The 8290-nt window shown below is 72.2% G+C and carries 6 protein-coding genes and 1 pseudogene; 5 read left to right on the forward strand and 2 right to left on the reverse strand.

The window, feature by feature from the left end:
* Positions 1-121 precede the first annotated feature (121 nt).
* The 3 genes from ACFVXK_RS22740 to ACFVXK_RS22750 all read left to right on the forward strand — a co-directional run bounded on the left by ACFVXK_RS22740 (position 122) and on the right by ACFVXK_RS22750 (position 4694).
* Entirely contained in the window at positions 122-2326 is a 2205-nt protein-coding gene (locus ACFVXK_RS22740) for an elongation factor G-like protein EF-G2 (protein ID WP_389614394.1), read from the forward strand.
* 212 nt (positions 2327-2538) lie between these two features.
* The gene (locus ACFVXK_RS22745) at positions 2539-4221 is read left to right on the forward strand and encodes a hypothetical protein (RefSeq protein WP_389614396.1); all 1683 of its coding nucleotides are present in this window, start codon (positions 2539-2541) and stop codon (positions 4219-4221) included.
* Between the two features lie 41 nt (positions 4222-4262).
* Positions 4263-4694 (forward strand): DUF1992 domain-containing protein, encoded by a 432-nt coding sequence (locus tag ACFVXK_RS22750; RefSeq protein ID WP_389614398.1) that lies wholly within the window; start codon positions 4263-4265, stop codon positions 4692-4694.
* An 18-nt stretch (positions 4695-4712) separates the two neighbouring features.
* On the opposite strand, the gene ACFVXK_RS22755 is transcribed toward ACFVXK_RS22750, so the two are convergent.
* Together ACFVXK_RS22755 and thrS are read right to left on the reverse strand one after the other, a co-directional pair.
* Positions 4713-5273, reverse strand: coding sequence for an HIT family protein (locus tag ACFVXK_RS22755; protein ID WP_389614400.1), 561 nt, complete (start codon positions 5271-5273; stop codon positions 4713-4715).
* Between the two features lie 75 nt (positions 5274-5348).
* Complete coding sequence (gene thrS, locus ACFVXK_RS22760; protein WP_389614402.1) at positions 5349-7325, reverse strand: threonine--tRNA ligase; 1977 nt, start codon at positions 7323-7325, stop codon at positions 5349-5351.
* A 236-nt stretch (positions 7326-7561) separates the two neighbouring features.
* Between thrS and ACFVXK_RS22765 the strand changes: the two genes are divergently transcribed.
* Both ACFVXK_RS22765 and ACFVXK_RS22770 read left to right on the forward strand, forming a co-directional pair.
* Positions 7562-8035, forward strand: coding sequence for a GNAT family N-acetyltransferase (locus ACFVXK_RS22765; RefSeq protein WP_389614404.1), 474 nt, complete (start codon positions 7562-7564; stop codon positions 8033-8035).
* Positions 8036-8106: 71 nt separating this feature from the next.
* Positions 8107-8290 (forward strand): annotated as a pseudogene (locus ACFVXK_RS22770) (hypothetical protein); the annotation flags it as partial.

Consider the following 8290-nt stretch of genomic DNA (forward strand, 5'->3'; position numbering starts at 1 on the left):
GGGCCCCCTTCACGCACCCGTCCGTGACCGGTACGACGTATGGACGCAGTGTGACGCCAGTGCAAAGCTCGAAGGACCCCGATCACCCTCCTTCACCGCGACACCGGGAGGCACGAGCATCATGGGACCCACATCACACCAAGCCGGGGCCGCCGGCAGGGCACTGACGGCCGACCGTCCCGACTCCGTACGGAACGTCGTGCTGGTCGGCCACAGCGGCGCCGGCAAGACCACCCTGGTCGAGGCCCTGGCCCTGACCGCGGGGGCCGTGAACCGCGCCGGGCGGGTCGAGGACGGGGGCACGGTCTCGGACTACGACGAGATCGAGCAGCGCCGCCAGCGGTCCGTCCAGCTCTCCCTGGTCCCCGTCGAATGGGCCGGAATCAAGATCAACATCCTGGACACCCCCGGATACGCCGACTTCGTCGGGGAACTGCGGGCCGGTCTGCGCGCCGCGGACGCGGCCCTCTTCGTCGTCTCCGCCGCCGACGGGATCGACGGGGCGACCCGGATGGTGTGGGACGAGTGCGAGGCCGTCGGCATGCCGCGCGCCATCGTCGTCACCCATTTGGAGGCAGCGCGCTCCGATTACTCGCAGATGGCCTCCGTGTGCGGCGAGATCTTCGGCGCGGACGACCCCGACGCCGTCATCCCCCTCTACCTCCCCCTGCTCGGCTCCCCCGGCCCCGACGGCCACCGCCCCGTCCACGGCCTGCTCGGCCTGCTCTCCCGGCGCGTGCACGACTACACCTCCGGCCGGCGCGTCGAACGCGACCCGGACCCCGGCGAGCTCGCCCTCATCGACGAGGCCCGCTCCCGCCTCATCGAGGGGATCATCGCCGAGAGCGAGGACGAGACCCTCATGGACCGCTACCTCGGCGGCGAGGACATCGACCTCAAGACCCTGATCGACGACCTGGAGCGGGCCGTCGCCCGCGGCACCTTCCACCCCGTCCTGATGGCGGCCCCCGCCGCCGACGGCGGCCGTCAGGGCCTGGGCACCGTGGAACTCCTCGAACTGATCACCGGCGGTTTCCCCACCCCCGCCGAACGCGCCCCCCTCACCGTCACCGCCCCCGACGGCAGCCCGCGCCCCGACGTGGTCTGCGACCCCTCCGGGCCGCTGCTCGCCGAGGTCGTCAAGACCTCCTCCGACCCCTACGTCGGCCGCGTCTCCCTCGTCCGCGTCTTCTCCGGCACCCTGCGCCCCGAGGAGACCGTCCACGTCTCCGGGCACGGCATGGAGGACCGGGGCCACGAAGACCACGATGTCGACGAGCGCATCGGCTCCCTCACCTCCCCCTTCGGCAAACAGCAGCGCACCCTCGGCACCTGCATCGCCGGCGACCTGGCCTGCGTGGCCAAACTCACCCGCGCCGAGACCGGCGACACCCTCTCCGCCAAGGACGCCCCGCTGCTGATGGAGCCCTGGGCGATGCCCGAGCCGCTGCTCCCCCTCGCCATCGAGGCCCACAGCAAGGCCGACGAGGACAAGCTCTCCCAGGGCCTGGCCCGGCTCGTCGCCGAGGACCCCACCATGCGCCTGGAGCAGAACCCGCACACCCACCAGCTCGTCCTGTGGTCCCTCGGCGAGGCCCACCAGGACGTCGCCCTGGAACGGCTGCGCACCCGCTACGGGGTCCAGGTCGACCCCGTCCCCCACAAGGTCAGCCTGCGCGAGACCTTCGGCGCCAAGGCCGCCGGGCGCGGCCGGCACGTCAAGCAGTCCGGCGGGCACGGCCAGTTCGCCATCTGCGAGATCGAGGTGGAGCCCCTGCCGCCCGGCAGCGGCATCGAGTTCGTCGACAAGGTGGTCGGCGGCGCGGTGCCCCGCTCGTTCATCCCCTCCGTGGAGAAGGGCGTACGGGCCCAGGCCGCCCGCGGGGTCGCGGCCGGCTACCCGCTGGTCGACGTGCGGATCACGCTGCTCGACGGCAAGGCGCACTCGGTGGACTCCTCCGACGCCGCCTTCCAGACGGCGGGCGCCCTCGCCCTGCGCGAGGCCGCCGCGCAGACCCCGGTGCACCTGCTGGAACCCGTCGCCGAACTCGACGTCGTGGTCCCCGACGAGTACGTGGGCCCGGTCATGAGCGACCTGGCCGGCCGCCGCGGCCGCGTCGTCGGCACCGAACAGGCCGAGCCCGGCCGGACCCGGGTCCGCGCCGAGGTCCCCGAGATCGAGATCGGCCGCTATGCCGTGGACCTGCGCTCGGTCTCCCACGGCACCGGCCGCTTCGGCCGCGGCTACGCCCGGCACGAGCCGATGCCCCCGCACCTCGCGGACAAGGTTCGCGAACAGGCGGAGAAGGGAACCCCGTTGACATAGGCGTCACGGCGCCCACCCGGCGCTCCGGCCACCGCCCACCCAACCCGCTTGCGGTGGGCGGTATTTCCCTGTCCCATGACCATGGGGACGGCCGCGCCGTTAGTCTTTTCGGCGCGACTCACGGCACAACGGACCACGACAGAGCGCGACACGCACGACGGCACGACGGCACGACAGGCAAAGAGCACAGTGGCACGGCGATGGGGGCAGCGGTGGCGGACGACGGTTTCGACTTCAGGCCCGGGGCACAGATTCCCCTGCAGGGGGGCGGCGGCCAGACCGCCGCGACCAACGCGCTCGCCTCCGCCGCGTACCGCGACGGCGGCAAGGACACCAAGCTCAAGGACATCCTCGGGGCCAACAGCGACAACCACCCGGCCTCGGTGAAGGACCCGAAGATCTCCCTCTTCGAACCCAACCTCGGCGAGGCCTTCTGCCGCGCCGTCGAGGCCCGCACCCTCGGCGGCGGCCGCAAGCCGCTCATCCAGTCCTTCGGCGCCGACCCGCAGACCGTCGTGGAGCACTGCCTTTCCGCCTCCCGGATCCGCAAGGAGCGCGACCGCCGCCTCCGCCTGCTCATGCTGGTCTGCGGCGTGGTCTTCCTGCCCGGCCTGCTGATGTGGCTGGGCCTCTTCCAGCTGCGCAAGACCCTGGCCAAGGGCGAGGACAGGAAGACCAGCTGGATCGGCACCGCCCTGCTCGTCGGCGTCGCCCTGATCGCCGCCGTCCTGCTCTACCGCGTGGCCTACCGCCAGCCCGGCAGCGGACTGCTGGAGCTCTACCTGCTCGGCGCCATCGTCGCCCCCGTCCTCGGCTGGTACGGGGCCCGCCGGATCTGCGAGCGGACCGCCGCCGACCTGCGCTCCCGCTGGGACGGCCTGCTCGGCGGCGGGGGCGTGGTCACCGCCAAGATCCCCGAGGCGGTCCCCGGCAACCCGGACGAGAAGGCCCGCGAGGACCTGCGCCACCAGCTGGCCAAGCTCACCGCCGAGGACCGCAGCAACTCCGTCTTCTACGCCGGCCCCAAGGGCATCCTCGGCATGGGCACCCGCTGGGGCAGCTGGCAGATGGCCGAGGAGCTGACCCCCAAGACCGAGGGGCACGAGATCCACCCCTTCCGCAGCTGGGACGTCATACGCGCGATCGACACCCAGCTGCGCAAGCTGGAGCGCGGCCCCCTGCACACCGGCGGCTTCCCGCCCGCCTCGATCCAGCACTGGATCGTCACCCCCGTCGGCGAGGGCGCGGCCGAGGTGGCCCGCCCCGGCGGCGAGGACGTGGACACCTTCATGATCAAGCCGCACGAGATCACCCGGATCTGCAACGAGCAGCAGTTCAGCGCCGGCAACCGGCACTACCTGGGCATCCAGTGGCCGCTGTGGGACGGCCAGCTCGTCATCACGATGCTGGTCACCGTCACCGTGCTCTACAAGACCCTGCGCGTGGACGTCACCGCGCACGCCCTCGGCCCCGTGCACGGCCTGTTCACCACCAAGTCCAAGCCCCCGGTGGTCGAGGTCCCCAAGTCCATCCGGTTCTGGGAGACGGTCGAGCGCCCGCTGCCCCTGGTGGACGCGAGCGAGGTCGTCCGCCTCGCCGTGCGCGCCCCGCTCACCTGGTACCCGCCGCTGCTGGACTACTTCGGCGGCAAGCTGGTCCTGCCCGAGCCCTTCGGCCTGCGGCACGTCTGGGCGGGCTCGATGTGGCGCCACCGCTTCATGGCGGACGACGCCCTGCGCACCGTGGCCCCGGTCCTGCGCGCGGTGCACGCGGCGGCCTTCAAGGTGCTGGACGAGAACGGTGTGGACACCTCGGCGTTCACCAACCGCTCCTCGATCATGAACGGCCTGATCCAGGAGCCGGCCCCGCGCAAGGCGGACGTCTACGACGCGTAGGTAGGCTGGAGGGGTCCGAGCCGCCCCGGGGAGGTGCCGCCGTGACCGAGCGCAAGCCGCCCGGGGTCAGCTTCGAGTCCTTCGTGGACCGGCAGATCAGGGAGGCCGCCGACCGGGGCGAGTTCGCCCGGCTGCCGGGCCTGGGCAAGCCGCTGGCCTCCCTGGACGCCCCGTACGACGAGCTGTGGTGGATCAAGGGGAAGCTGCACCGCGAGGGCTTCTCCCCGCTGCCGCCCGCCCTGGCCCTGCGCAAGGAGGCCGAGGACGCCCGTGCGCAGGCCCTGGCCGCCCCGACCGAGGCCCGGGCCCGGGCGGTCCTCGCGGAGGTCAACGGCAAGATCCGCACCGCCCTGCGCCGTCCCCCGCCGGGGCCCCCGCTGAACCTCGCCGAGTTCGACGTGGAAGCGGTCCTGGCGGAGCGGCGGGCGTCCCGTCCCGCGGAGCGGGGACCCGACCGAGGAGCAGACAGCTGACCCCGCACAGGGAGGGAGTCAGTCGTTGGGCCAGGCGTCCGCGAGCATCTGGCGGGTGTCCGCGAGGAGTTGCGGGAGCACCTTGGTGTGTCCGACGACCGGCATGAAGTTCGTGTCCCCGCCCCAGCGGGGCACGATGTGCTGGTGCAGGTGTGCGGCGATGCCGGCGCCGGCGGCGGCGCCCTGGTTCATGCCGATGTTGAACCCGTGCGCCCCGGACGCCTTGCGCAGCGCGACCATGGCCCGCTTGGTCAGGTCGGCCAGCTCCGCCGTCTCCGGGCCGTCGAGTTCGGTGTAGTCGGCGACGTGCCGGTACGGGACGACCATCAGGTGGCCGCCGTTGTACGGGTAGAGGTTGAGCACGGCGTAGACGTGCTTGCCGCGCGCCACGACCAGGCCGTCCTGGTCGGACATCTCCGGAATCCCGCAGAAGGGGCAGCCGTCCCCGGCCTCCGGGCCGGTCGGCTTGTTCTCGCCCTGGATGTAGGCCATCCGGTGAGGGGTCCACAGCCGCTGGAACCCGTCGTGCGTGCCCACACCGTTCTGCCGCTCCGGCTCAATCGTCATGCCATGCAGCATATGACCTTGCCCGGACGAACGACGACGGCCCCCGGAAAGTGATCACTTTCCGGGGGCCGCCCGCCGTGCGGAGCGTCAGACCTGGACGCGGTCCGCGACGACCTTGGCCAGCTTCGCCAGCGCCTCGTCCTTCGGGATGCCGTTCTCCTGCGAACCGTCGCGGTAGCGGAAGGAGACGGTGCCCGCGGCCATGTCCTCGTCACCGACGATGATCATGAACGGGACCTTGAGCTTCTGGTGGTTGCGGATCTTCTTCTGCATGCGGTCCGAGGAGGCGTCCACCTCGACCCGCAGGCCCTGCTTCTTCGCCTCGGCGGCGAACTCCTGCAGGTACTCCACGTGCCCGTCGCCGATCGGGATGCCGACGGCCTGGACCGGGGCCAGCCACGGCGGCATGGCGCCCGCGTAGTGCTCCAGCAGCACCGCGAAGAACCGCTCGATCGAGCCGAACAGCGCGCGGTGGATCATGACCGGGCGCTGGCGGGAGCCGTCGGGGGCGGTGTACTCCAGGTTGAACCGCTCCGGCAGGTTGAAGTCCAGCTGGACGGTCGACATCTGCCAGGTGCGGCCGATGGCGTCGCGCGCCTGCACGGAGATCTTCGGGCCGTAGAACGCGGCGCCGCCCGGGTCGGGGGTCAGCGGGAGGCCCTGCTTCTCGGCGACCTGCTGGAGGACCGCGGTGGCCTCCTCCCAGACCTCGTCCGAGCCGACGAACTTCTCCGGGTCCTTGGTGGACAGCTCCAGGTAGAAGTCGGTCAGACCGTAGTCGCGCAGCAGGTTCAGCACGAAGGTGAGGGTGCGGTCGAGCTCCTCGGCCATCTGCTCACGGGTGCAGTAGATGTGCGCGTCGTCCTGGGTGAAGCCGCGGGCCCGGGTCAGGCCGTGGACCACGCCGGACTTCTCGTACCGGTACACGGTGCCGAACTCGAACAGGCGCAGCGGCAGCTCACGGTAGGAGCGCCCGCGCGCGTCGAAGATCAGGTTGTGCATCGGGCAGTTCATGGGCTTGAGGTAGTAGTCGGTACCACCGTCGAGCTGCATGGGGGGGTACATGCCCTCCGCGTACCAGTCCAGGTGACCGCTCTTCTCGAAGAGGGCGCCCTTGGTGGCGTGCGGGGAGTAGACGAACTCGTAGCCCTCCTCCTCGTGCCGGCGGCGCGAGTAGTCCTCCATGGTCCGGCGGATGATGCCGCCGCGCGGGTGGAAGACGGCCAGGCCGGAGCCGATCTCGTCCGGGATGGAGAAGAGGTCGAGCTCGTTGCCGAGCTTGCGGTGGTCGCGCTTCTCGGCCTCGGCGAGGAAGTCGAGGTGCGCCTTCAGCTCGTCCTTGGACGGCCACGCGGTGCCGTAGATGCGCTGGAGCATCGGGTTCTTCTCGCTGCCGCGCCAGTAGGCGGCCGCGTTGCGCATCAGCTTGAACGCCGGGATGTTGCGGGTGGTGGGCAGGTGGGGACCGCGGCAGAGGTCCTTCCAGCACAGCTCGCCGGTCTTGGCGTCGAGGTTGTCGTAGATGGTCAGCTCGCCGCCGCCCACCTCGACGTTCGCACCGTCGTCGGTCGACGCGGAGCCCTTGATGCCGATGAGCTCCAGCTTGTACGGCTCGTCCGCGAGCTCCTCGCGGGCCGCCTCGTCGGAGACCACGCGACGGGCGAACTTCTGGCCCCGCTTCTGGATCTCCTGCATCTTCTTCTCGATGGCCTTGAGGTCATCGGGGGTGAAGGGCTTGGCGACGTCGAAGTCGTAGTAGAAGCCGTTCTGGACCGGCGGGCCGATGCCCAGCTTGGCCTCGGGGAACAGCTCCTGCACGGCCTGCGCCATGACGTGCGCGGTCGAGTGGCGCAGGATGTTCAGGCCGTCCTCGGAGGAGATCTCCACCGGCTCGACGGTCTCGCCGTCCTGCACCTCGTAGGAGAGGTCCTTCAGCTCGCCCGCGACGCGTGCGGCGATGACGGTGCGCTCGGCGGCGAACAGCTCGGCCGCCGTGGTGCCCGTGGTCACCACGCGCTCGTCCCGCTCGGAATCGCGTTGGATGATCACACGGACGTCTGACACCGGTTTCTCCTGAAGTCTGGGGGCCCTCCCCGGCGGCAGCCGGGCGGGGAACGCGCCGGTGGTCCCGGCGCGTGTGAATCGTACCGAGCGGAGCGGCCGGGCCGCTAAACGGTTATGCCGCGCCGGGGCGGGCGGCGGGGTCGGCCCCACGGCCGGGGAAATCCCGCCGCGCGCCGCGGGGGGCGCGGGTAGCGTGGCCGGGCCGTGTCCGCCGCGCCCCGAAGGGACCCCGCTCCATGCCGAACCCGTCCGTCCGCCCGCTGGACCTCGCCGACGGGGCGACCGCCGCCGCCGTGCACCGGATCGGGCGGGCCGCGTACGCCGTGGAGGCGGAGCTGATCGGGTTCGACGGGATCCCCGCACTGGGCGAGAGCCTGGAGGACATGCGGGGGCGGGCGCTGGAATGGCTGGGGGCGGTCGGCCCGGACGGGTCGGTCGCCGGGTTCCTGGCCTGGGAGGCCCCGCGGCCCGCCGGCCCCGTGAGCCTCGACCGGCTGTGCGTGGATCCGGCCTGGTTCCGCCGGGGCGTCGCCTCCCTGCTCCTGCGGCACGCGCTGGGGGAACTCTTCCCGGGCCGTACGGTCGAGGTCTCCACGGGCGCGGACAACACCCCGGCGGTGACCCTGTACGAGCGCCTGGGCTTCGTCCGGGGCGCCGACTTCACCCCCGTCCCCGGCCTGCGCATGGCCTCGTTCACACGCAGCGCCTGAGGGGAACCGGTCCGGCGCCGCGTACGTCCCAGGGGCGCCCGCAGCAGAGCCGTCCAGGGGATCGAGGGGCCATGCGCCGTACCGCCGTCACGCTCGCCGGCCTCGCCGTCGCCACCGCCGCGCTGACCGGCGGCTGCGCCGCCCCCGGGCCGGCGGCTCCCGGGCCGCTGCCGCCCTCGGTGACGGCGGCCGCCGCGTGCCCGGCCCCCGGCCGCGCGGCGCCGACCGCCCCGCCCCCCACCCTCGACGGGACCC

The sequence above is a fragment of the Streptomyces sp. NPDC058157 genome (genome assembly GCF_042884105.1).
Classification (GTDB): domain Bacteria; phylum Actinomycetota; class Actinomycetes; order Streptomycetales; family Streptomycetaceae; genus Streptomyces.